Genomic DNA, 22,552 nt, shown 5'->3' with positions numbered 1-22,552 from the left:
TCAGTCAAAGTCCTGCCGCGCGACCGGGGACAACGCCGGTGCACACGACACAACATTGTCATCAGACAGAGATGTCCGGCATCCCATACAATCCCGTTAAGCTTGCCCGCGGATCCCGGTCAGTCTGGGACACGCTCAATGCGATAAACCCGATGAATCGGGTGGCAATGGGGCAGCCCCGCAGGCGGCGCGGTCAGAACGCCTTGAAGGTGATGATGGTGCGGGTGTCGTGGATGTCGGCGATGGTCTGCACGTGCTCGGCCACGAAATGCCCGATATCAACGCCGTCATCGACGTGAAACTTGGCCAGTACGTCGTAGTGTCCGGCCGTGGAATAGATCTCGGATGCAATTTCGCGATCGGCCAGGGCGCTCGCGACGGTGTAGGTCTTGCCCAGGCGGCACTTGATCTCGACGAAGAAGGTCTGCATCGGCTCGCTTCCGGTTACCTGCGGAACTTGTCGTTGGAAGAATTCGCGAATCGGCGGAGACGCCGGCACGCCCATCGTGGCGTCATCCATCGATCGCCGGATGATGTCCGGCGCGAGGGCGCCTTCAGGGCCGCCCGACGCTGGCGTATGTGAAGCCGTGCTTGCGGGCGTCCTCGGGCCGGTAGACGTTGCGCAGGTCGACGAGGACCGGCTCGGCCATCGCGCCGCGCAGGCGCCTCAGGTCGAGGGCGCGGAACGCGTCCCATTCCGTCACGATCACGAGCGCGTGCGCCCCTTGCGCGCAGGCATAGGCGTCGGCGGCGTACGCCACCCCGGTGAGGTGCTGGCGAGCCTGCTCCACGCCCTCCGGGTCGTAGGCCACCACCTTCGCGCCGGCATCCTGCAGCCCGGCGATGATCGCGAGGGACGGCGCCTCGCGCATGTCGTCGGTGTTCGGCTTGAAGGTGAGCCCCAGCACCGCGATCCGCTTCCCCCGGACGCTCCCGCCGCAGGCCGCCACCACCTTGCGGGCCATCGCGCGCTTGCGGCTCTCGTTGACCGCCACCACGGTCTCGACCAGCCGCACCGGGGATCCGGCGTCCTGCGCCGTCTTGACCAGGGCCAGCGTGTCCTTCGGAAAGCACGAGCCACCGTAGCCCGGCCCGGCATGCAGGAACTTGCGCCCGATGCGGTTGTCGAGCCCGATGCCGCGGGCGACCTCCTGCACGTCGGCGCCGACCTGCTCGCACAGATCGGCGATCTCGTTGATGAAGGTGATCTTGGTGGCCAGGAAGGCGTTCGCCGCGTACTTGGTCAGCTCGGCGGTGCGGCGGCTCGTCACCAGGATCGGGGCGTGGTTGAGGTAGAGCGGCCGGTAGAGCTCGCTCACCACCGCGGCGGCCTGCGGCTCGTCGGCCCCGATGACGATGCGGTCGGGACGCTTGAAGTCGGAGATCGCCGCGCCCTCGCGCAGGAATTCGGGGTTGGAGGCGACCGCGATGGCGATTTCGGGACGCTCCTCGCGGACGATGCGCTCGACCTCGTCGCCGGTGCCGACCGGCACCGTGGACTTGGTGACCACGACGGTGGGCCCGGTCACCGCGCGGGCGATGTCGCGGGCCGCCTGGTAGACGTAGGTCAGGTCGGCAAAGCCGTCGCCCCGGCGCGACGGCGTGCCGACCGCGATGAACACCGCGTCGGCGCCCTCGACCGCCTCGGCGAGGTCGGTGGTGAAGGCGAGGCGCTCCTGGCGCACGTTCTCGGCGACGAGGGCGTCGAGACCGGGCTCGTAGATCGGGATGCGGCCGTCCTTGAGGGCGGCGATCTTCCCGGGCGCGGTGTCGACGCACGTGACGGTGTGGCCGAAATCCGAAAAGCACGCCCCGGAGACCAGGCCGACATAGCCGGCCCCCACCATCGCAACGCGCATCTCACGTCCTCCTGGCAGCGGCGCGGCGCGCGCCCTCGGTCGCCGCCGCCCTGATGTCCGCGACGGTCCGGCCCCGGTCGAGCGTCCTACGCCGAGCGCCCGGCGCCAAGCGCCCGGCACCGAGCGCCCTACGCCCCTTGCACGCTGTAGCGTTGCAGTGCAGCGCGGGCAACGGGCGCGGCCTCACCAGAGGCGGAACAGCGCCTTCGCGCGGGCGAGGTTCGGGTTGTAGTAGGGGTCGTTGCGCAACTCCGGGCCCCAGCGCTCGGTCATGGTGGCGACCTCGGCCTCGAAGCGGGCGCGCTTCTCGGGCGTGTCCTCCTTGCCGCGGCTCTTCGATTCGTGGTGGGTCAGGGCGGCGTGGGGCGTCCAGATCACGCTGTAGCCAGCCCGCCGCACCCGCAGGCAGAGGTCGATGTCGTTGAAGGCCACCGCCAGGTGCTCGGCGTCGAAGCGGCCGACCTGGTCGAACACCTCGCGGCGGATCATCAGGCAGGCGCCGGTGACCGCCGAGACCTCCTGGGCGATCACCATGCGGCCGAAATAGCCCGGGTCGTCCGGCCCGATATCGGGGTGGCTGTGGCCGGCCACCCCCCCGACGCCCAGGACCACGCCGCCGTGCTGCAGGGTGCCGTCCGGATAGGACAGCTTGGCGCCGACCGCGCCCACGGCCGGCTCGACCGCGATCGAGGCCATCTCGGTGAGCCAGCCCGGCTCGGCGATCGCGATGTCGTTGTTGAGGAACAGGAGGAGCGGCCCGCTCGCCGCGGCCGCGCCGTCGTTCGACAGCCCCGAGAAGTTGAACGGGCCGGGCCGGGCCAGCACCCGCACCCGCGGGTCGGCGGCGGCCTGTTCCAGCAGCGCCAGGGCCGAGGGCTCGGTGCTGCCGTTGTCGACCACCACGACCTCGATGTCGGGATAGTCGGTGCCTGCCAGGAGCCCGTCGAGGACGACGCGCAGGAGCTCGGCCCGGTCCTTCGTCGGGATGACCACCGAGACGCGCGGCGCCGGATCGGGCAGGGCCCTCACCAGCCGGTTGAAGCCGAGCGGGCCCCGCTCGACCCGGTGCGGCCAGCCGCGCCGCGCCACCAGCTCCTCGAGCGCCCTGAGCCGCGCCGCCTCGGCCCGGGCGAGGAACGCGTCCGAGAACGTGCCGGAGCCGATCGCGGTCCGCCAGTGATAGAGGATCGCCGGCAGGTGACGGACGCGGCGGGGCTCGAGGCGGTCGCTCAGGCGCAGGAGCAGGTCGTGGTCCTGGCTGCCCTCGAAGCCGGGGCGCAGGCCCCCCACCGCCTCGACCAGGCTGCGGCGCACCACCGTCAGGTGGTTGAGGTAGTTCTGGCCGTAGAGCAGCTCCGGGTTCCAGTCGCCCTTGAAGTGGGGCTCGAAGCGCCGGCCCTCGGCGTCGATCTTGTCCTCGTCGCTGTAGATGAGGTCGAGCTCGGGCTCGCGCCGGATGGCCTTCGCCACCTCGTAGAGGGCATGGGCCGGCAGCACGTCGTCGTGGTCCATGAAGGCCACGTAGGCGCCGCGGGCAAGCCCCAGGGCGGTGTTGGTGGCGGCCGCGATGTGGCCGTTCTCGGGCCGGCGCGCGACGCGGATGCGGGGTTCCTCCGCCGCGGCCCGGGCGAGCAGGCGCGGCACCGCCGGGTCGGTCGAGGCGTCGTCGGCGATGCAGAGTTCCCAGTGCGGGTAGAGCTGGTCCCGCACCGAGCGCAGGGCCTCCTCCAGCACCGTCGGGCCCGGATCGTAGACCGGCATCACCACCGAGATCAGCGGGGAATCGCGCCACTGCGCCACCTCGGCGCGGATGCGGGCGCGGTCGGTCTCGCTCAGCGTGTCGAAGTGGCGGACCCAGGTATCGTAGCCGGTGAGCCCCGGCGGCACGAGGGCACGGGCGAGGCGGTGCTGCGAGCGCACCCTCTTGCCCACGCTGCGCCAGAACAGCGCCTGGATGGTGAGCCCCGGCCGCCGCAGGGCCGCCCGGCCGACCAGGGCGAGGCGGCTGCGCACCGTGACGGTGAACTCCGTGATGCTCAAGGCCGGCTCGCCGAGCATCGGCGTCAGCCGCAGCGACGTGGTGCCGGCGGGCAGCCGCCCGAGCCAGGTGAAGCGCCCGTGCCCGAAGGCGCGCTCGGACAGGCTGGTGCCCTGCGGCCCCTCCGGCCCGTCCGCGACCGCCGTGAGCTCGACCCGGCTGAAGGCGCCGTGGTTCTCGTCCTTGAAGGCGATGCTGACCCAGCGCGCCCCGAGCCCGAGATCCGCCACGTCGAGGCTCAAGGCCTCGGCCCCGAATTCGAGCCGGATCCGGGTGAAGTCCCGCGCGGTCGCACGCCCGCGCCCGGTGCGGATCGACGCCCGCAGGGGTGCGGCGGGGGAAGGGGTCTGGGCTGTCACCTGTCCTCGCGCCTCTGGCTGCCGCACGGCCGGCGGCAGCGCCATCCTCGTCCCTGCCACCGCATCGTCGGACCGCCCCCTGGTGCCGATCGCGTCGCACGGATCCATCTCGGGCCAGGCGGGAGCACGTCCATCGGGCGCGCGTCAATCCCCGGACGGCATCTGCGCGCCCATGCGCAACCAGCCGGACCCGGCCCGACGCACGAGACGCAGGCGGCGTGCCCGTCAGCAGGTTTCGCAGCAGGGCCCTCGGTTCTGCGAGAAAAACCTGCGGCGCAGCAAAACCTGAGCAGACCTGCGTTGATCGGCCCACGGTACGCGACCATGCGATCGATCGGGGTCACGTGCCTCCGACCCTCAAACCCCATCCTGAGGTCGCGGGGAGGAAGGGCCGACGCTGCCTCACGACCGCACTGTCGTGGACCGTGCCATAAGAAATCGGATCGATCGCTTCGCGATGCGGATTTCGGCTCCGCTCAGGCGCCGCGGCCGGGTTTTCAGCTGATCGGGCAGCGCCCGCGCCCCTTGTAGACGTAAGGCCGGCCCGCGAAGTTGTAGCAGATCTTCCCGCCCCCGCCCGGCGGACGCGGCCGGTGATAGCCGCAATCGCCCATCGGGCAGTGCCGGCCGCCATGCTGGCCCCTTCCGCCATAGCCGCCCCATTGCGCCTCCGCCGGCACCGCCAGCAGCAGGGCCGCCAAGCCGCCGACCGTGGCGGCCATGCCGGCCGTGACATGAATCCTCGTCATCTTGCGTCTCCTGCACGCGTGTCCAAACGTGATCCTGCCCCGGACCCCGTCAGGGCGATGTGCCGAAGCTCACCGCGCCTCGGGCCGTGCATGCCGCGTTGCGGAGGACGGGCTCGAGGGCGGCACCGGATTCCGTCGACGCCGACGGGCATCTTCCGGCCCGCGCCCGGGACGGTCGGGCACGGCTCCGGGGCGGGGGCTGCGGGACGCCGGGGGCGGGACAAGCCAGTCGGCGAAGAACCGGCTTGCCACCCGTCCGAACAGCCTCTATACGCCCACTCACACCGGGGCCGCGGCAAGCGGCTTCGCCGGGCGCGTAGCTCAGCGGGAGAGCACTACGTTGACATCGTAGGGGTCACAGGTTCAATCCCTGTCGCGCCCACCACTTAACTTCCTGACTTCACTCAGAAAGTTTCGTGCCCTACCCGGTTCTGCGACGTGATCCCAGGTTCAGCGAACCTCGGAGACCGCGGATCACGCCCGGCCGCAGGTTCACGACCGGACGCGCTGCGGTCATCCTGGAACCGGCCGGGCTGCCCGAAACCACCCTCCCGCCCACCATCCTCGACTGATCGCGCGGCCTCGCCAGCCTGTCGCCTGGGGTGCCGCCGGGTCCCAGTCTCCTCGCCGAGACGGGGCAGGAGACGCATGAAGAGCGGCAATCGCAGCCAATCGTGGTAAAAAGGCCTGGATTGAGCATCAATCCCAAGCCGCCACGACGATACATCCCACTTGTATCTGCAGTGACTGATGGCACGCCAGGGATCACCGCCCAACTGTTGTGAATAGAGCGATCTGCTCTGCTTCCGTGCGAACGCTCTAATGGACGGAAGGCGCGGAGCTGCCACTTGCAACAAACATCCGCTCAGCGGAGCGTCACACCTGGCGACCAGCATTTCACAATTGTGATGTCTAGTATAAATAAATATGCAATATTTATGTTAGAACTTAAATCTGTTGTCGGCCCGCGCAGCGACAGAATAAATTTTGAAACATTCTGAAATGATAATGATACAATATCAATTCGCAGTTGCTTAGATTCAACAACGCAGGTGACGACTACAGCTTATAAATCCGGCAAATCAATTATTATTTGCACAGTCAATATTTTCATGATATATTGTTGAAGCCTTGAGCAAAACAACTTTACAGCCTGGGAGGTTATAACAATGCAAACTGTATACTTCAGCCGCACAGCTAGCTCCAATGAAGAGTTGTGGTCGTCGGACGCCTATGGCACGAGACGCATCACGACTCTCAACACAGTGGGCGCAACATCTTCTCATTTTATCACCGTCGGAAATCGATTGTATTTTGATGCTTATACCAGCAGTTACGGCTCTGAACTTTGGACATCGGACGGCACGGCATCAGGGACACAGCTTGTCAAGGATATCTATCCGGGAACAAATGGATCTGCTTATTCAAATTTCATTAATATGAATGGTACGCTGTATTTTACAGCGACCGATGGGTCGACCGGATACGAGCTTTGGAAGAGTGACGGCACAGCATCAGGCACAACTCTCGTCAAGGACATCTATAGCGGTTCCAATAGCAGTTATCCAGGTTATTTTGTTCGATCTGGCAACAACATATATTTCACGGCAAATGATGGCACCAACGGATATGAGCTATGGAAGACGGATGGCACGTCGGCAGGAACCACGCGGGTGAGAGACATCAACCCAGGAGCGTCCAGCTCCAGCCCATACAATTTATATGCGAGCAACGGATCGGTCTATTTTACAGCTAACGATGGTCCTGACGGTTACGAGCTTTGGAAAACCGACGGAACCGCCTCCGGAACTTTGATGCTGGCTGATCTATATACAGGTTCTGGCGGATCATACCCCGGCAATTTTACAAACGTAAACGGGACATTATTTTTTACGGCCCTGACGAGCACCTTGGGCTATGAATTATGGAAGACGGACGGAACCACATCCGGAACAGTACTGGTAAAGGATATATATAGTGGCTCTTCCAGCTCGTCGCCATATAATCTGACCAGTCTAAATGGCTCGCTTTTATTCGCTGCATATACTCCCACATCCGGATATGAGCTGTGGAAATCCGACGGCAGCGCCTCAGGAACCGTGCTGCTGAAAGATATCAGAATCGGTTCACAGGATGCCGGGATCGCAAACATCACGACGATCGGCAACAAGGCGTACTTCGAGGCGACCGATGGCAACGGTGACGAAATTTGGGTGACGGACGGAACGGCGTCCGGCACCCGCATGGTGTACAATCTAAATCCAACCACCACCCTCACATATGGCTCGACGTTCTTCCAGGCGAACGGCGATGTGTATTTCACAGGTTATGATGGAGATTACTGGAACCTTTACAGCACCGATGGAACATCGGAAGGGACAAAAATTGTCGCTGCAGCAATAAATCCAAACAATGTCGCTGTTACGAGCGGCTCCGGATTAAATGCATCGCAGATCACGGACTATAACGCAGATCAAACGTCAGATATTACATGGGCCAATCAATCCGGAGAAATCGACATCTGGTACATGGATGGAACGAACATCAGGGGTGGCGGACCAGTCTTCAACACGGCGCCGGGCTTTCAGGTCGTTGGACATAGCGACGTCAACGGCGACGGGAGAAGTGATATTGTTCTGCGCAACAGCAGCACAGGCGAAATCGATCTCTGGCAGATGGATGGCAAATCCATCATCGGAGGTGGTTACGTTTCCAATCCTGGGACCGACTGGAAGGTCGCAGCTCTCACCGACACCGATGGCAATGGCACGAGCGACCTCATCCTGCGCAACAATACGTCGGGTGAACTCGATGTCTGGAGAATCGATGGAAAAGGCAAGATCGCCGCGGGTAGCGGTTACGTCGGCAATCCTGGATCCGACTGGGACGTCGTCGGCAGTGGCGACTTCAACTACGATGCGCATGGCGACCTGGTGCTTCGCAATCGCAATACCGGAGAAATCGATCTCTGGTTCCTGAATGGGAACACCGTTCTCGGGAGCAGCGGGTATGTCGGCAATCCCGGTACCGGCTGGACGGTCACAACGACCGGCGACCTGAACGGCGATGGCGCGACGGACATCGTGCTGCGCAACACCGCCACCGGCGAACTCGATGCCTGGTTGATGAACGCACGCGCGATCGTGAACGGAAGCGGCTATATCGCCAATCCCGGTACGGCGTGGACGGCAGAGCAGTCCGGAGATTTCAACTCCGATGGGAAGGCTGACCTCGTCCTTCACAACACCCAGACGAACGAAGTCAACCTCTGGTACATGAACGGAACAAATCTGACTGGGGGTGGATACGTTTCACAACTGGACGGAAGCTGGAAGCTTAGCTGAGCCGCATGCAGCGATGGAGGGCGCGACCTCGCGCTCTCCATCTGTCGCCCGGTCGGCAACCGGGCCACACGGTCAAAATCCTGACCGACGAGCGGCTCGATGCGGCGGGCATGGCCTACCTGGCCGGTCCGTCGAAACCGGTGGTGCTTGGACATCGGGAAGCTGTGCCTCGACGTCGCTCCGGCCGTCCTGACCAACGCCTACCGGGCGTGGGAGTTCGAGCGATACCTGCCGGCGAAGCCTTCACGGCGAAGCTTCTGACCGGACGGGCGTCACCGATCGCGCGTGCGGCCCGGCAGAGCACCGGACCGCGCGGCTCACGAGGCGGGCGAGGCCGCAAGGCGCCGGGTGGCAGACATCAGGAGAAGACGAGCTGATCCTGGATCTGGGCCACGGTGAAGTTCTGGACGATCACGCCACCGGTGCCGCCCAGCTGCGTCGTGCTGACCAGGACGTCGCTGCCCTGCTGCGTCACCTCCAGGCTCGACGCCGACATCCCCAGGAAGAGCAGGGCATCGGTATCGCCTATCGCCTCGTGGAAGTCGCTCACACGATCGAACACCCCGGCCTGGAAGTCGCCGGCCTGGAACGCGAAGGTGTCCGAGCCATCTCCGCCGACGAGGGTGTCGGCCCCCTGGCCGCCATACAGGAAGTCGTTGCCGGCCTGGCCGTAGAGCTGGTTGCTGCCGGCATCGCCCTGGAGGTTGTCGTCGAAGGCGGAACCGACCAGGCCCTCGATGTTGGCGTAGGTGTCACCCGCCGCCTCACCGGCGTTGAAGCCGGATAGGTACAGCACCGCCGTGACCCCGGTGGTGGCGTAGTCGTAGCGGGCGAAGTCGAAGCCGGCGCCGCCATCGAGGCTGTCGCCGTCCAGGCCGCCCCAGAGACTGTCGCCACCGTCGCCGCCCACGAGGGTGTCGCTGCCGGCAAGGCCGAAGAGCTGGTCGTCGCCGGCCTGGCCGAAGAGCTGGTTGGCGCCGCCGTCGCCCTGGAGGTTGTCGCCGAAGGCCGAGCCGACCAGACCCTCGATGCCGGCGTAGGTGTCGCCCGCCGCCTCCCCGGTGTTGAAGCCCGGCAGGTACAGCACCGCCGTGACCCCGGCAGCGGCATAGTCGTAGCGGGCGAGGTCGAAACCGGCGCCGCCGTCGAGCACGTCGCCATCCTCGCCGCCCCAGAGGCTGTCACCGCCCTCGCCGCCCAGGAGGGTGTCGCTGCCGGCAAAGCCGAAGAGCAGATCGTCACCTCCCTGGCCGTAGAGCAGGTTGGCGCCGCCATCCCCCTGGAGGTTGTCGGCGAGAGCGGAGCCGACCAGGCCCTCGATGCTGGCGTAGCTGTCGCCCGCCGCCTCGCCGGCGTTGAAGCCGGGGTTGGACAGCACCGCCGTGACCCCGCTGGACGCGGAGCCGTAGAAGGCGACGTCGAAGCCCTGGTCTCCCGACAGGGAATCGGCACCGGCCCCGCCCATGAGAATGTCGTCGCCGGCATTGCCGGTCAGCGTGTCGTTGCCGCTGCCGCCCACGAGGGTGTCGTTACCGTCGCCGCCGTAGAGAAAATCGCTGGCCAAGCCGCCGGTGATCAGGTCGTTGCCGGCGTCGCCGAACAGGACCACCGTCGCGTTGTCGCTGTCGTAACCGATGACGTCGTCGCCGTCGCCGCCGTAGACCCAGTCCGAGCCCTCGCCAAGGCTGCCCCGGATGGTGTCGTTGCCGCCGCCGCCATAGATCGTGTCGTTGCCTTTCCCGCCCCGGAGATAGTCGGCCCCGTCGGTCAGGCCCGACCCGGCATCGTCGTCTCCGTAGATGACGTCGCTGCCAAGTCCCCCTGTCAGCGAGTCGTTGCCGCCGTTGCCGGAAATCGTCGATGCGTCGAGGTCGTTGCCGTACCAGACGGTATCGTTGCCGGCACCGGCAAGGACCGTGTCATTCCCCGTGTGGATGGGTGATGAACCGCCGTCGGTGATGAGGTCGTCGCCCTCGCCGCCGTCGACGAGATCGTCGCCGAATCCGCCGAGAATCGTATCCTTTCCTGCTTCACCGTACAACTCGTCACCGCTTCCGCCGCCGAAGACGAGATCGTCGCCACCTCCAGCCAGGACGATCACTTTGTCTTGGGAGGAGACAAAATTGAAAACGTCATTTTGACTGTCGTCGTCCGATACATTGGCATTGATTCCGTCGGAGTATCTATATTCAGACATTTATTTACCCATTTCCCGCCTCTCGATGTCTAATCTCATATGAAACTGATTATGTTAACAAAATGTGGATTGACATCGACCCACTTCAAGCATAACTTTGACGTGGACAAATCAGGCGTGCCCGTATATCGAGAGTGTTTTTGGTAATTTATCTATTGTCGGATAGAAATCTGGCGATAATCAGCAACAGGCCCTGCCGCAGCCCGTCGACGCGGCGTTGGCGCACCGACGAACGGCGCGCCGCCTCACCCAAAGTCAGGCACCGGCGATCTGCGGCCTACATTCCCATAACGTGCTATTATTTGATATTATCGACTGCAAGTTGTACTCTTTTTTCGCCACATTACGGCATGTAACATTCGCCAAAAGGCATATATATGTCCAGCAATGCGGGCTATGCCTTCGTTTTGTTAGATTTCCGTCAATGATTGCGCCACCATCTCATGTCCGAGACAGTGGCGCACCGCCCATGGCGCGCCGCCGTCGAGCCTCATGGGACCGTCCGTGACCGCCAGACAGGCCGCCTGCATCGTCGGCATCCTCTACCTCGTGCTCGCCGCCGGCACGATCCACCTGACGAGCAACGGGCGCGACATCGCGACCGTGTGGCCGGCCAACGCCGTCCTGCTCGCTGCGCTGCTCGACCGGCGCCCGGGCGCCTGGGCCGGGGTGCTCGGCGCCGGGTTCCTGGCCAACGTGGCGGCGAATGCGGCGATGCGCGGCCTCAGCGCGGCACCGCTGCTCTTCAGCGCCTGCAACCTCGTCGAGGTCGTCGTCGCCGCCGCGCTCCTGCGTCCGGCCCCGAGGGGCGAGGGCCTGCTCGGGGCGCCCGCAGTGGTCGGGCGCTTCATCGCGGTCTGCGGGTTCGTCGCCCCGGCGATCAGCGGGACCGGCGGCGCGGCCACCGCCTGGCTGCTGTTCGGGCAGGACCTGCGGGCCTCGTTCGCCACCTGGCTCCTGAGCGACGGCCTCGGCCTCCTGGTCTTCACGCCCTTCCTGCATGCCCTGCTGCGCGGGGAGTATGTGCGGTGCTTCGCCGGCAAGGGCTGGCGCCGGCGCGCGGAAGCGGCGGGGCTGCAGGTGCTGACCGCCACCGTGGCCTACGGGGTGTTCTTCGTCGCCGTGCGGCCACTGCTGTTCGTGCTGTTCGGCCCCGTAATGCTGGCGACGTTCCGGGTCGGACGCCTCGGGACGCAGCTGTCGGTGATGATCATCGCGGTGATCGGCGCCGTCGCGACCCTGCGCGGCCAGGGCCCGGTCGCCGCCCTCGCGGCAGATCCCCGCGAGCAGGCCGCCCTGTTCCAGGTCTTCCTGGCGGTCCTGCTGCTGACCTGCCTGCCGGTGGCGGCAGCCCTGGCCGCCCGGGGCGCGAGCTTCGCCTCTCTGGCGCAGAGCGCCGAGGCCCTGCGGGTGCGGGAGGCCGAACTCGCGCACCTCGCCGCCACGGACGGCCTGACCGGCGTCCTCAACCGGGCGGCGTTCCGCGACGCGGCCCTGCGGGCGATGCGCAGCCCCGCCCGCGCCCCCGTCAGCCTGATCGCCCTCGACCTCGACTTCTTCAAGCAGGTCAACGACCGGCACGGCCACCTCGCGGGGGACCGGGCGCTCGTCCACCTGGTCCGCGTCCTGCGCTCCGACCTGCGCGAGCACGACGTGCTCGGGCGCGTCGGCGGCGACGAGTTCCTGGTCCTGCTCGCCGGCACGGATCTCGACCAGGCGACCGCGATCGCGGCGCGCCTGCGGGATGGCTTGCGCCGGACGCCGCTGGTGCTCGACGACGGCACGACCCTTCTGCTCGCGATGTCCTGCGGCGTCGCCCTGCACCGGCCCGGGATGGGCTTCGAGGACCTGGTGCACGCGGCCGACATGGCGCTCTACCGCGAGAAGCGCGCGCGGCGCTGGGAGGCGCAACACGCGTGAGCGGAGCGGGGCGGCTACCGGTCGTGCTTGATATAGGCGAAGCGCGGATCGCTCGGCGTGCCCTCGAGCGCGCCGCCCTCGAGCCCCGGCTGCCAGCCGACCACGTCCTCGATCTTCTTCGCCAGGGCGAAGTCCTTCTCGGTCAGGCCCTTGGCGGAGTGGGTGGTGAGCCGCACCTCGACCCAGGCATAGGACGCGGTGAGGTCCGGGTGGTGCCAGGCCGCCTCGGCCAGGTGCCCGACGGCGTTGATCACCATCAGGGTGCCCTTCCAGCTATGGGTCCGGTAGGTGCGGATGATCCAGCCGTCGGCCTCGCGCCAGCCCGGCAGGTCGGCGAGGCGCGCGGCGATCGCATCGGGGCCGAGCACCTGATCCTTCGGCATGGCGTCCTCTCCCTCTGACGATAGTACAAGTGACCGCGGCGACGGGTCCGCCCAGGGTGCGGCCTCGCGCCTCCGCGCGCAAGCGGTGGACGCCGCCGTCCGCGCCGCCTACCTGAGGGGGCAACGGCCGGCGACACGGCCGGGCAGGTTTGGAGGGGCGCGCATGCTCTCACGGCGCGGATTGATGGCGGCGGCCGGGCTGTGGCCGATCGCGCCGCTCCGCGCGGCGCAGGCGCAAGGAACCTTGGGTCAAGGAACCTCGGGCCAAGGAACTCCCGGACAAGGAACCTCCCCGCAGGCCCTGAAGGTCGGGCTCCTGCCCTTCGGCACCGTCGCCTGGGAGGCGGCGGTCATCAAGGCGGAGGGGCTCGACGCCGCGGAGGGGCTCGTCGTCGAGGGCGTGCGCCTGGCCGGCAGCGACGCCGCCCGCATCGCCTTCCAGGGAGGTCAGGTCGACACCATCGTGTCCGACCTGCTCTGGGCCGCCCGCCTGCGCGCCGAGGGGCGGGCGGTGAAGTTCCTGCCCTATTCCTCGACCGAGGGCGCCCTGATGGTGCCGGGCGACAGCGGCCTGCGCTCCGTCGCCGACCTCGCCGGCAAGCGCCTCGGGGTGGCGGGGGGGGCGCTGGACAAGAACTGGCTGCTGCTGCGGGCCCGGGCCCGCGAGAAGGAGGGGCTCGACCTCGAGCGCGAGGCAAGGCCGGTCTTCGGCGCGCCGCCGCTCCTGATGCGCAAGCTCGAATCGGGCGAGCTCGACGCCGCCCTCCTGTACTGGACCTTCTGCGCCCGGCTCGAGGCGCGGGGCTTCCGCCGCCTGATCGGCGCCGACGGCATCGCGACGGCGTTCGGGGTCGAGGGGCCGATCGCGCTCCTCGGCTACGTCTTCGACGAGGCGTTGCTGCAGCGCGCGCCGCAGGCCGTCGCGGGCTTCGCCCGTGCCTCGGCCCGGGCCAAGCGGGCACTGGCCGCCGGGGAGGCGGCCTGGGCGCCGGTGCGGCCCCTGATGGCGGCGGAGGACGAGGCGACCTATGCCACGCTCAAGCGCGCCTTCCTGGACGGCATCCCGCGCCGGACCGCGGCGGCGGAGCGGGTGGACGCCGAGCGCCTCTACGCGGTGCTGGCGCGGCTCGGCGGCGAGCGCCTGGTCGGGGCCGCCGCGACCCTGCCGGCGGGCCTGTACTGGGACGGCGGGCCGAATGGCTGAGCGGCCCCCGCGCGGCACCGGCTGATGGCGCTTCTCGCCCGCCTCGCCTCGGCCGCCCTGCTCCTCGCCTGCTGGTGGCTGGCGAGCCGCACCACCGATCCGCGCACCCTGCCGTCGCCCGAGGCGGTGGCGGCGTTCCTGGCGCGGGAGGCGGCCTCGGGCGACCTCCTGCGCAACATCGGCATCACGCTGTGGCGGGTCGCGGCCTCGTTCTGCCTCGCCATGGCGACGGGGGCGGTGCTCGGCATCGCGCTCGGGCGCTCGCGGGCCGCCGACCGGCTCCTCGACACGCCGCTCCTCGTGCTCCTCAACACCCCGGCGCTGGTCATCACGGTGCTGGCCTATATCTGGCTCGGCCTGACCGAGACCGCCGCGATCCTGGCGGTCGCCCTCAACAAGATGCCGAACGTCGCGGTGATCCTGCGCGAGGGCGCCCGCGGGCTCGATCCCGGCCTGGAGGAGATGGCCCACGCCTTCCGGTACGACCGCCGCACCTGGATCCGCCACGTGCTGATCCCCCAGCTTGAGCCCTTCGCGGTGGCCGCCGCGCGCTCGGGCGTCTCGCTCGCCTGGAAGATCGTGCTGGTGGTCGAGCTCCTGGGCCGGCCCAACGGCGTCGGCTACGCCATCTCGTACTACTTCCAGCTCTTCGACGTCGCGGCCCTGATCGGCTACAGCCTCGTGTTCAGCGCCGTCATGCTGGCGGTCGACGCCCTGCTGCTCCGGCCCCTCGACGCCCATGCCCGCCGCTGGCGATAAAGGGCCCGGCGCCGGGCTCGCGGTCGCCACGGCGACCGCCCCCCTGCTCACCCTGACGGTCCGCCGCAAGGTCTACCGCCCGGCCGGATCCGCGCCGGTCGAGGCGGTGCGCGACCTCGTCGTCTCGATCGGGACGGCTGAGACCCTGTGCCTGATCGGCCCCTCGGGGGCGGGCAAGACCACCACCCTGCGCCTCCTGCTCGGTCTCGACCGCGACTTCGAGGGCAGCCTGACCGCCGATCCGCATCTTCGCATCGGCATGGTGTTCCAGGAGCCGCGGCTCCTGCCCTGGCGCAGCGTCGAGGAGAACGTGCGCCTCTCCCTGCCGAGGGCCGAGCGCCGCCAGTCCCTCGACGCGCTGTTCGCCGAGCTCGGCCTGACCGAGTGGCGCGGGCGCTACCCGCGGGCGCTCTCGCTGGGAATGGCCCGGCGGGTGGCGCTTGCCCGCGCCCTCGCCCTGGCGCCCCGCCTCCTCGTCCTCGACGAGCCCTTCGTCTCCCTCGACGATGCGGCGGCTTCGTCCTTGCGCGCCGCGGTGTTCGGCAGCGCGGCGTCGCGCGGCGCGGCGGTCCTGATGGTGACCCACAACGTGCCCGAGGCCCTGGCGGTGGCCGACCGGCTGCTGCTCCTCTCCGGCCGGCCGGCGAGCCTGGTGGCGGAGGTGCCGATCCGGACGCCCAAGGGCGAGCGCGGCCGCGACTGGGCCGAGGCGATGCGCCGGGACCTGGCGGCGCGCTACCCCGGGGCGGTCGCCGAGGGGTGAGGAGCGCAGGGCTGCCCCGCAGACATGTCCGGGCCGATCCGTGCCGGATCTCTGTCCCGTATGACCTCCGCCGATGCGCCGCTTGTTCCGCGGATCGAAACGATTACCTTCCGTATCGAGAGTCACAGCGACACCGTCATGCCCGCACCCGCCCTCACCCCCTTCGCCGCCGAGGATCGGGCACGCGTCAGCCCCGCGGAACTCGACGTGGTGACGTTGAAGGCGCCCGCGCAGAGCGACGACGGCGAGACGGTACCGGCCGGCGCGACGGGAACGATCGTGGCCGTCTACGGTGATGCCGTCGCGTTCGGGGTGGAGTTCGAGGCGCCCAGGCACGCTCTCGCAACGGTCTATCGGCACCAGATCGGCTCGTACCGGCGAGCCGGATAGGTACCTGCCGGCTCCTCCAAACCGCCGGACTTCGTCATCCCCTTCCCGAAACTCACCCGCTACCTTCTGCACCCGGAAGGGGCGGCGCCGGCGAAGGCGAAGTTCTTCCTCGGGCACGGCTTCGATCGGAACGCGCCGACCGAGCTGGCTCAGGCCTTGTGGCGACACGCGAAACCGGATCATTTCAGATCCGAGCGCGTCGTTCCCTTCGGGCGAAACCTCGTGTTCGAAGGGCCGATCGATACACCGAACGGAACCAGGCCCTCGATTCTCTCGGTCTGGCACATATCCCATGACAATCCGCAGCACATCGCCAGGTTCGTGACGGCATAACCGTCCGGACTCGACACTGTCCTCACGTGACGCCGTGATGTCGCGGCCGATGCGGGACACGGCGCATCGATCCCGCAGGGGTCGAACCGGTGATGACGAGCAGCGACGCCGTCACCCCGCGCAGCGGGGCAGGGGGGTTGCACCCGGATCGCTCCTCGGACGCCGCCCCGGCTGCTACAGCACCGGCAAAGCCAGAAGACGATTCGAGGACACGCCCGTGCCGACCAGCCCGCTGCCCGCCGACGGGCTCGATTCCGCCGCCGCCTGGCGCCGCCTCGTCGTCTCCGTGCTGCTGACCACCATCGGGGGCGTCGGCATGTGGTCGGTCGTGGTGGTGCTGCCCGCCGTGCAGGCGGAGTTCGGCGCCGCCCGCGGCGCGGCCGCCTTGCCCTACACGCTCACCATGGTCGGCTTCGCCTTCGGGGGCGTGCTGATGGGGCGGCTCGCCGACCGCTTCGGCATCCTGGCGCCGCTGGTGCTCGGCGGGATCTGCCTCTTCCTCGGCTACGGCGCCACCGCGCTCTCGACCAGCCTGTGGCAGTTCGCCCTCGCGCACGGGATCCTCATCGGTTTGCTGGGCTCCAGCGCCGCCTTCGGGCCGCTGATGGCCGACATCTCGCTGTGGTTCGCGCGCCGGCGCGGCATCGCGGTCTCGGTCTGCGCCGCCGGCAACTACGTCGCCGGCACCCTGTGGCCGCCGCTCGTGCAGCACGCGGTCTCGGACTTCGGCTGGCGCGCCACGCAATTCGGCATCGGGCTGTTCTGCCTCGCCACGATGCTGCCGCTGGCCCTCCTGATGCGCCGGCGCCCGCCGGTGGCGACCGTCGAGCGGGGCGGGCGCGCAGGGAGCGGCGGCACGCTCGGCCTGCCGCCGAGCCTGCTCCAGGGCCTCCTCGTGGTCGCGGGGCTCGCCTGCTGCGTGGCCATGTCGATGCCGCAGGTCCACATCGTCGCCTATTGCGGCGACCTCGGCTACGGCGTCGCCCGCGGCGCCGAGATGCTGTCCCTGATGCTCGGCTTCGGCATCGTCAGCCGGATCGCCTCCGGCTTCCTGGCCGACCGGATCGGCGGCCTGCCGACGCTCCTCGTCGGCTCGGTGCTCCAGGGCGTCGCGCTCCTCCTCTATCTCGCCTTCGACGGGCTGACCTCGCTCTACGTGATCTCGGCCCTGTTCGGCCTCTTCCAGGGCGGCATCGTGCCGGCCTACGCGATCATCGTGCGCGAGCTGTTCCCGGCGAGCGAGGCCGGCGGCCGGGTCGGTGTCGTCATCATGGCGACCCTGTTCGGGATGGCGCTCGGCGGCTGGCTCTCGGGGGTGATCTTCGACCTCACCGGCTCCTATGCGGCGGCCTTCGCCAACGGGGTCGGCTGGAACCTCCTCAACGTCGCCATCAGCCTGTGGCTGGTGCAGCGCCGGGCCGGGCAGGGGCGGGCGGTCCCGGCCTGACGCCACGCGAGCGCACGACGTCGATGCGCGCCCGGTCCGGACGGACCCTGCGGAAGGAACCGATCCGGACTTGAGCCCGTTGGAGGTACGTCACAGTCCCCCGGGGACGGAATACAGGGTCAGCGCCGCTCCGAGGCCGCCCGCGCAATCCCGGCGACGCCGTGCGAAATGTCACCGCGGCGTCGCACAGGCACGTTTACCGTTTTTTCAACGGACACGCTTGCGCGGCGCAACTCTTCGGGCGCTCGCGACTTATCCATGGCAAGAGAGAGCGGTCCAGAGCCACCTCGCCGGACATTGCCGCTCGGCACTCAACCGATGGGATCACCGACCATGCGTGCGCGTCCCTGCGCCCGACTGCCCCTGCTCGCCCTCCTGGCCACCCTGGCCACGGGCGTCGCCCCGCTCGGCGGGCACGCCGCGCCTGCGGTCGACAAGGCGCCGAAGGCCGGGACCGGAACGGCCCGCGACGTCACCGCAACCTCCAGCGTTTCCGCCACGGGCGGTGTCACCGCGACCGCCGCGGAGGCCGACGACGCCCAGTGCACCACCGCGCGCAAGCGCCTCTTCGTCGACGGCGAGGGCTGGATCGTGCGGCGGGTGACGACCTGCCGCTGAGGCTCCCGACCGGACGAATGTGGAGGCCCGCTTCGTTGAGGCGGGCCTTTTCCGTTTGGGGCCGGGATGGGCGCCGGATCGACGGCGGTTCGTCCTCGACAAGGCCGCATCGACGCCCCCGTCGTCATGCCGGGGTCGCGCGGCGGAACCCGGGATCGGCGGACGGGCGGGGCCTCGAGAAACGGAAAAAGGGGCGCCCGCGACATCCGCCGCGGGCGCCCCCTCAAGGAGCCTCGTCAGCTCAGTGCGCGGTGTCGCGCTCGTCGAAGATGTCCCGGTCCTTGGTCTCGGGCACGAAGAGCAGGCCGAGCACGAAGGTCATCAGCGCGATGACGATCGGGTACCAGAGGCCGTAATAGATGTCGCCGGTCTGGGCCACCATCGCGAAGGCGGTGGCGGGCAGGAGGCCGCCGAACCAGCCGTTGCCGATATGGTAGGGCAGGGACATCGAGGTGTAGCGGATCCGGGTCGGGAAGAGCTCGACCAGGGCCGCGGCGATCGGGCCGTAGACCATCGTGACGAACAGCACTAGGACGAACAGCAGCCCGATCACGCCGGCCACCTGCGGCCGGAAGATGTCGAAGGGGTTCGACATCTTCACCACCTGGGCGTCGCCGGCCTTCGGGTAGCCGGCGGCCTGGAGCGCGGCCGTCGCGGCCTTGTTGAACTCCGCCGCGGGTGTGCCCGCCGCGAACGGGACCTCGGTGCCGTTGATCCGCACCACCGTCGGCTGGCCGGCGGGACCGGCCTCCGTCGCGTAGCGCACCGACGACTTGGCGAGGTAGTCGCGGGCGAGGTCGCAGGGCGCCGAGAACACCCGTGTGCCGACGGGGTTGAACAGGTTGCCGCACTGGACCGGATCGGCCACCACGGTCACCTTGACGTTCTCGATCGCCTTCTCGAGGGCGGGGTTCGCCAGGGTGGTGATCTGCTTGAACACCGGGAAGAAGCTGAGCGCCGCGATCAGGCAGCCGGCCAGGATGATCGGCTTGCGGCCGATCTTGTCCGAGAGCCAGCCGAACACCACGAAGAAGCCGGTGCCGAGCAGCAGCGCCCAGGCGATCAGGAGGTTGGCGGTGTAGCCGTCGACCTTCAGGATCGATTGCAGGAAGAACAGGGCGTAGAACTGGCCCGTGTACCAGACCACGCCCTGGCCGGCGACGAGGCCGAGCAGCGCGATGAGCGCGATCTTGGCGTTGCTCCACTGGCCGAAGGCCTCGGTGAGGGGCGCCTTCGAGGTCTTGCCCTCGTCCTTCATGCGCTGGAAGGCCGGCGACTCGTTGAGCTGCAGCCGGATCCACAGCGAGATGCCGAGCAGCAGCACCGAGACCAGGAACGGGATGCGCCAGCCCCACTCGGCGAAGGCGGCCTCGCCGGTGACGGTCCGCACCGTCAGGATCACGATCAGCGACAGGAACAGGCCCAGCGTCGCCGTGGTCTGGATCCAGCTGGTGTAGAAGCCGCGCCGGCCGTGCGGCGCGTGCTCGGCCACATAGGTCGCCGCGCCCCCGTACTCGCCGCCGAGCGCCAGGCCCTGCGCGAGCCGCAGCACGATCAGGATGATCGGCGCCGCGATGCCGATCTGGTTGGCGTTGGGCAGGATGCCGACGATGAAGGTCGACAGGCCCATCAGCAGGATGGTGACCAGGAAGGTGTACTTGCGCCCGACGATGTCGCCGACCCGCCCGAACACCAGGGCGCCGAACGGCCGCACCAGGAAGCCCGCCGCGAAGGCGAGCAGGGCGAAGATGTCGCGGGTCGCCGGCGGGTAGGACGAGAAGAACTGCGCGCCGATGATGCCGGCGAGCGAGCCGTAGAGGTAGAAGTCGTACCACTCGAACACGGTACCGAGGGAGGAGGCCAGGATGACCTTCTTCTCCTCCCGCGTCATCGGGCGCGCGGCATCGCCGGCTGACCCGATTGCGGCTGAGTTTGCCATGGGGGTATTTCCTCCTTGGGAATTCTATCCTGTCAGGACGGCGCGCGTCGCCCGCGCGAGTCTTCGCCGCGTCGGGATCGTCGCGTTCGGCTCATTGAACCGTGTGTCCGGCGGCGCCTCAGCGGCCCGGGGCGAGGGGATGAGACCGCCCGCTCGTGCGTGATCCACCGCTGGAACCAATCGTTAAGCCAGCCCTGCGGCGCGGCCCATCCGACAATTCGTCGTGAGACTTAGGTCGTGAGACTTCCGTCGGGGGCGGGGGCGTGAGCCCGGTCGGGGGTGACCGCGTGACGGGCGCCCGGGGCTGGGATGCGATCATCCGCGAAACGCCGCACGGATATCCGGCACGCGGCCAACGCGGATGATCCGGCCATTCACGATGTCCGACCGGACCAGACCGGGTTGACCCGCAGGCCTCTTGATATTATGGTCATCATATAAAGGCGTCAGGAGGTCCAGGGAGACGATGCGTTACGCGGCGGACCACAAGCAGCAGACGCGCGAGCGTGTCCTGCAGGTGGCTGCGACGCAGATCCGCAAGGGTGGGCTGGACAGCATCGCGCTCGCCAAAGTCATGGCGGATGCAGGCCTGACCCATGGCGGGTTCTACGCGCACTTCACCTCCAGGGATGCGCTCCTGCAGGCGTCGGTGGAGCAGATGTTCGCCACCTCTCCCTACGCGACCCTGCAAGGGAAAGGTCGCTCCCCGCGCGAGGCGCTAGATGATTTCGTCGCCTACTACCTCTCGGCCGAGCATCGCGACACGAGGACGGGGGGATGCCCGCTTCCGTTCCTGACGGCCGATGCACCGAGAATGAAGGCGGATGTGCGGGACTACGTGGCCAGAGCGGCGGCCAGGTTGCGGGCCACGGTCGCGCGCCATCTGGCCGCTCTGGGCCACGCCGATCCCGAGGGTGAAGCGTCATCCTGCGTGGCGGAAATGATCGGAGCGGTGATCCTGTCCCGGGCCGAGCCCGATCCGGTTCGATCCGACGCCATCCTGGCGCGGACGAGTGCCGCCGTGCGCCGGCGGTTCAACCTCGAGGCGAACACATGAACATCGTCGAGACCCTTGCCCCGGGACTGTCGGGGATCGACACGCTCCGAACGTTGATCGAGGCCGGGGGTCGTCCGCCGATCGGCGAAACGCTCGAGTTCGACCTGGCGGAGGTCGGCGATGGCTGGGCCGCCTTCGTCGGGACGCCGAGCCTGCGCGCCTACAACCCGATCGGCATGGTCCATGGCGGCTACGCGGCGACGCTGCTCGACAGCGCCTGCGGCTGCGCCGCGCATTCGAAGCTCACGGCCGACCAGGCTTACACGACGGTCGAGCTCAAGGTGTCCTACATCCGGGCCATCACGGCCGGCGTGGGGCCGCTTCGCGCGGAAGGGCGCGTCGTCTCGATGGGCCGGCGCGTCGTCTTCGCCGAGGCGGCGCTGAAGGACGGGAACGGACGCCTTTACGCGACCGCGACGTCGACCCTGCTCGTGATCGAGCGCCCCAAGGCAGCGGACGTTGCCTAAGCAGATTTGCATGGCGCAACTCTGCTTCGCTTCTTGTTTTTGCATCATTTTCACCGCCGAACCGGTGACCGCTTCGGCGAATGACGCCGAGCTGTTTGGTGGCGGAACGTCGTCGGGGATGCCGCGCGTTGGGCGATCGAGGAGCATGCCTGGCGTGTCGAGCCCGGCGTTCCGAGCGGGCCCAGCGCTCCTCCTCCAGGGGGCGCGCTGATGCACGCGTTCCACCCCAACGCCCGCATCACCCCCGCCGTCCGCCTCGACACCGCCCGCTCTCGTGAGCCCTCCAGCGTCCTCGCACGCCGCGACGGCGTCTCCACCGAGACCATCCGCAAGTGGCGCAAGCGCGGATCCTGCTTCACCGCTGATGCCTTCGAAGCCGCGTGCCGGCGCACGCGATCGAGCACCGCAGGACGAGAGCCGATACCCCGACCACCAACGGCATGGTCAGCGCTTCAACGGCCGGGTGCAACGTGAGGTGCCGGGCATCACGATCGACAGCCATCAGGATCCGGAACCCCTGCTGGCCGGCCTCACCGTCGCTCGCGATGGCCGTCGCCAGCGTGCCTTGAACGATCTCTCGCCCGAGATGGTCCTGCACCAGCGCCGGAAGGACAAACCGGTCATGGCTCGCGATGGAGCCAAGATCGCCGATCCCACCGCTCTGGACCGCGCGCTCAAGGTTGCCGCCGGCGCAAACGAGGTCTCGCGACCAGACAGCTAACACCA

19 protein-coding genes and 1 tRNA gene are annotated in these 22,552 nt (G+C 68.1%); 13 read left to right on the top strand and 7 right to left on the bottom strand.

Annotation, left to right across the window (positions count from 1 at the left end; translation table 11 throughout):
- Positions 1–193: 193 nt before the first annotated feature.
- The 4 genes from EU555_RS25380 to EU555_RS25365 all read right to left on the bottom strand — a co-directional run bounded on the left by EU555_RS25380 (position 194) and on the right by EU555_RS25365 (position 5,005).
- Positions 194–430 carry an Lrp/AsnC ligand binding domain-containing protein gene (locus tag EU555_RS25380; protein WP_135418069.1) on the bottom strand — a complete coding sequence of 79 codons (237 nt, stop codon included), beginning with the start codon at positions 428–430 and terminating at the stop codon, positions 194–196.
- A gap of 124 nt (positions 431–554) precedes the next feature.
- Entirely contained in the window at positions 555–1,859 is a 1,305-nt protein-coding gene (locus EU555_RS25375) for a UDP-glucose dehydrogenase family protein (RefSeq protein WP_135418030.1), read from the bottom strand.
- A 183-nt stretch (positions 1,860–2,042) separates the two neighbouring features.
- Complete coding sequence (locus EU555_RS25370; protein WP_425375151.1) at positions 2,043–4,256, bottom strand: glycosyltransferase family 2 protein; 2,214 nt, start codon at positions 4,254–4,256, stop codon at positions 2,043–2,045.
- A gap of 497 nt (positions 4,257–4,753) precedes the next feature.
- Complete coding sequence (locus EU555_RS25365) at positions 4,754–5,005, bottom strand: hypothetical protein (RefSeq protein WP_135418026.1); 252 nt, start codon at positions 5,003–5,005, stop codon at positions 4,754–4,756.
- Between the two features lie 310 nt (positions 5,006–5,315).
- On the opposite strand from EU555_RS25365, the gene EU555_RS25360 reads away from it, so the two are divergent.
- Positions 5,316–5,390 (top strand) — tRNA-Val (locus EU555_RS25360).
- A gap of 784 nt (positions 5,391–6,174) precedes the next feature.
- A complete protein-coding gene (locus EU555_RS25355) occupies positions 6,175–8,349 on the top strand; it encodes an ELWxxDGT repeat protein (protein ID WP_135418025.1) in 2,175 nt (724 codons plus the stop codon).
- 358 nt (positions 8,350–8,707) lie between these two features.
- Here the strand turns inward: EU555_RS25355 and EU555_RS25350 are convergent, their stop codons facing one another.
- Positions 8,708–10,546 carry a calcium-binding protein gene (locus EU555_RS25350; RefSeq protein WP_135418023.1) on the bottom strand — a complete coding sequence of 613 codons (1,839 nt, stop codon included), beginning with the start codon at positions 10,544–10,546 and terminating at the stop codon, positions 8,708–8,710.
- Between the two features lie 504 nt (positions 10,547–11,050).
- Here EU555_RS25350 and EU555_RS25345 point away from each other — a divergent pair.
- On the top strand, positions 11,051–12,466 hold the full coding sequence (locus EU555_RS25345; protein ID WP_205820989.1) for a GGDEF domain-containing protein: 1,416 nt from the start codon (positions 11,051–11,053) through the stop codon (positions 12,464–12,466).
- A gap of 14 nt (positions 12,467–12,480) precedes the next feature.
- On the opposite strand, the gene EU555_RS25340 is transcribed toward EU555_RS25345, so the two are convergent.
- Positions 12,481–12,849, bottom strand: a complete 369-nt coding sequence (locus EU555_RS25340; protein ID WP_135418019.1) for a 4a-hydroxytetrahydrobiopterin dehydratase — start codon at positions 12,847–12,849, stop codon at positions 12,481–12,483.
- Between the two features lie 163 nt (positions 12,850–13,012).
- Here EU555_RS25340 and EU555_RS25335 point away from each other — a divergent pair, with 163 nt between their 5' ends.
- The 7 genes from EU555_RS25335 (at position 13,013) to EU555_RS25310 (ending at position 18,363) form a co-directional block, all read left to right on the top strand.
- Positions 13,013–14,053 (top strand): ABC transporter substrate-binding protein, encoded by a 1,041-nt coding sequence (locus EU555_RS25335; protein WP_135418017.1) that lies wholly within the window; start codon positions 13,013–13,015, stop codon positions 14,051–14,053.
- Between the two features lie 24 nt (positions 14,054–14,077).
- Positions 14,078–14,812, top strand: coding sequence for an ABC transporter permease (locus EU555_RS25330; RefSeq protein ID WP_135418015.1), 735 nt, complete (start codon positions 14,078–14,080; stop codon positions 14,810–14,812).
- Positions 14,793–15,575, top strand: a complete 783-nt coding sequence (locus tag EU555_RS25325; protein WP_135418013.1) for an ATP-binding cassette domain-containing protein — start codon at positions 14,793–14,795, stop codon at positions 15,573–15,575. The genes EU555_RS25330 and EU555_RS25325 overlap by 20 nt, the downstream gene beginning before the upstream one ends.
- 60 nt (positions 15,576–15,635) lie before the next feature.
- Complete coding sequence (locus EU555_RS25320) at positions 15,636–15,965, top strand: hypothetical protein (protein WP_245524484.1); 330 nt, start codon at positions 15,636–15,638, stop codon at positions 15,963–15,965.
- Between the two features lie 36 nt (positions 15,966–16,001).
- Positions 16,002–16,298 (top strand): DUF6883 domain-containing protein, encoded by a 297-nt coding sequence (locus EU555_RS37745; RefSeq protein WP_425375153.1) that lies wholly within the window; start codon positions 16,002–16,004, stop codon positions 16,296–16,298.
- A 217-nt stretch (positions 16,299–16,515) separates the two neighbouring features.
- Positions 16,516–17,745, top strand: a complete 1,230-nt coding sequence (locus EU555_RS25315) for an MFS transporter (protein WP_245524483.1) — start codon at positions 16,516–16,518, stop codon at positions 17,743–17,745.
- A gap of 333 nt (positions 17,746–18,078) precedes the next feature.
- On the top strand, positions 18,079–18,363 hold the full coding sequence (locus tag EU555_RS25310; RefSeq protein ID WP_135418011.1) for a hypothetical protein: 285 nt from the start codon (positions 18,079–18,081) through the stop codon (positions 18,361–18,363).
- A gap of 241 nt (positions 18,364–18,604) precedes the next feature.
- Here the strand turns inward: EU555_RS25310 and EU555_RS25305 are convergent, their stop codons facing one another.
- Positions 18,605–20,254 (bottom strand): MFS transporter, encoded by a 1,650-nt coding sequence (locus EU555_RS25305; RefSeq protein ID WP_135418063.1) that lies wholly within the window; start codon positions 20,252–20,254, stop codon positions 18,605–18,607.
- 514 nt (positions 20,255–20,768) lie between these two features.
- Here EU555_RS25305 and EU555_RS25300 point away from each other — a divergent pair.
- The 3 genes from EU555_RS25300 (at position 20,769) to EU555_RS25290 (ending at position 22,547) form a co-directional block, all read left to right on the top strand.
- Positions 20,769–21,359 carry a TetR/AcrR family transcriptional regulator gene (locus EU555_RS25300; RefSeq protein ID WP_135418009.1) on the top strand — a complete coding sequence of 197 codons (591 nt, stop codon included), beginning with the start codon at positions 20,769–20,771 and terminating at the stop codon, positions 21,357–21,359.
- A complete protein-coding gene (locus EU555_RS25295) occupies positions 21,356–21,826 on the top strand; it encodes a PaaI family thioesterase (protein ID WP_135418007.1) in 471 nt (156 codons plus the stop codon). The genes EU555_RS25300 and EU555_RS25295 overlap by 4 nt, the downstream gene beginning before the upstream one ends.
- Before the next feature lie 364 nt (positions 21,827–22,190).
- On the top strand, positions 22,191–22,547 hold the full coding sequence (locus EU555_RS25290) for a hypothetical protein (protein ID WP_425375150.1): 357 nt from the start codon (positions 22,191–22,193) through the stop codon (positions 22,545–22,547).
- Positions 22,548–22,552: the final 5 nt, after the last annotated feature.

It is taken from the genome of Methylobacterium nonmethylotrophicum (genome assembly GCF_004745635.1).
GTDB classification, from domain to species: Bacteria; Pseudomonadota; Alphaproteobacteria; order Rhizobiales; family Beijerinckiaceae; genus Methylobacterium; species Methylobacterium nonmethylotrophicum.
Note: the sequence above shows the minus strand (reverse complement) of the source record. Positions and strands in the feature narration are given on the sequence as shown.